Raw genomic sequence first — 1,115 nt, forward strand, 5'->3', positions numbered from 1 at the left:
TCATGCCCCTTATGACCTGGGCTACACACGTGCTACAATGGCTGGTACAACGAGTCGCAAGCCGGTGACGGCAAGCTAATCTCTGAAAGCCAGTCTCAGTTCGGATTGTAGGCTGCAACTCGCCTACATGAAGTCGGAATCGCTAGTAATCGCGGATCAGCACGCCGCGGTGAATACGTTCCCGGGCCTTGTACACACCGCCCGTCACACCACGAGAGTTTGTAACACCCGAAGTCGGTGAGGTAACCGCAAGGAGCCAGCCGCCTAAGGTGGGATAGATGATTGGGGTGAAGTCGTAACAAGGTAGCCGTATCGGAAGGTGCGGCTGGATCACCTCCTTTCTAAGGAGTCCGTAAGGACACACGGAATGCACTTGAGTCTTGTTTAGTTTTGAGAGGGCTATGTGGGGCCTTAGCTCAGCTGGGAGAGCGCCTGCTTTGCACGCAGGAGGTCAGCGGTTCGATCCCGCTAGGCTCCATTATCTAGTTTGACTAGATAAAGAACTTGTCCATTGAAAATTGAATACCGATATCAAATAGTAACAAGAAAATAAACCGAAAACGCTGTGAAAATTAATGAGTTTAAGACTGAAAGGTCAAAAATAAGGTTAAGTTAGTAAGGGCGCACGGTGGATGCCTTGGCACTAGGAGCCGAAGAAGGACGTGACAAACGACGAAATGCCTCGGGGAGCTGTAAGTAAGCTTCGATCCGGGGGTGTCCGAATGGGGGAACCCAACAGGTTGATGCCTGTTACCCATTTCTGTTAAGGGAATGAGGAGGAAGACGCAGTGAACTGAAACATCTAAGTAGCTGCAGGAAGAGAAAGCAAAAGCGATTGCCTTAGTAGCGGCGAGCGAAGAGGCAGAAGGGCAAACCGAAGAGTTTACTCTTCGGGGTTGTAGGACTGCAATGTGGACTCAGAATTTATAGAAGAATGACTTGGGAAAGTCAGCCAAAGAGAGTAAGAGCCTCGTATTTTAAATAGATTCTGTACCTAGCAGTATCCTGAGTACGGCGGGACACGTGAAATCCCGTCGGAATCTGGGAGGACCATCTCCCAACCCTAAATACTCCCTAGTGACCGATAGTGAACCAGTACCGTGAGGGAAAGGTGA

General features: G+C 50.0%; 1 tRNA gene and 2 rRNA genes. All 3 read left to right on the plus strand.

Annotated features, from left to right (window positions below):
• A 16S ribosomal RNA gene (locus D8877_RS12210) occupies positions 1–341 on the plus strand; the annotation flags it as partial.
• A gap of 64 nt (positions 342–405) precedes the next feature.
• Positions 406–478 (plus strand) — tRNA-Ala (locus D8877_RS12215).
• A 127-nt stretch (positions 479–605) separates the two neighbouring features.
• A 23S ribosomal RNA gene (locus tag D8877_RS12220) occupies positions 606–1,115 on the plus strand; the annotation flags it as partial.

The sequence above is a fragment of the Streptococcus sanguinis genome, from assembly GCF_003943735.1.
In the GTDB taxonomy this organism is placed as follows: domain Bacteria; phylum Bacillota; class Bacilli; order Lactobacillales; family Streptococcaceae; genus Streptococcus; species Streptococcus sanguinis_E.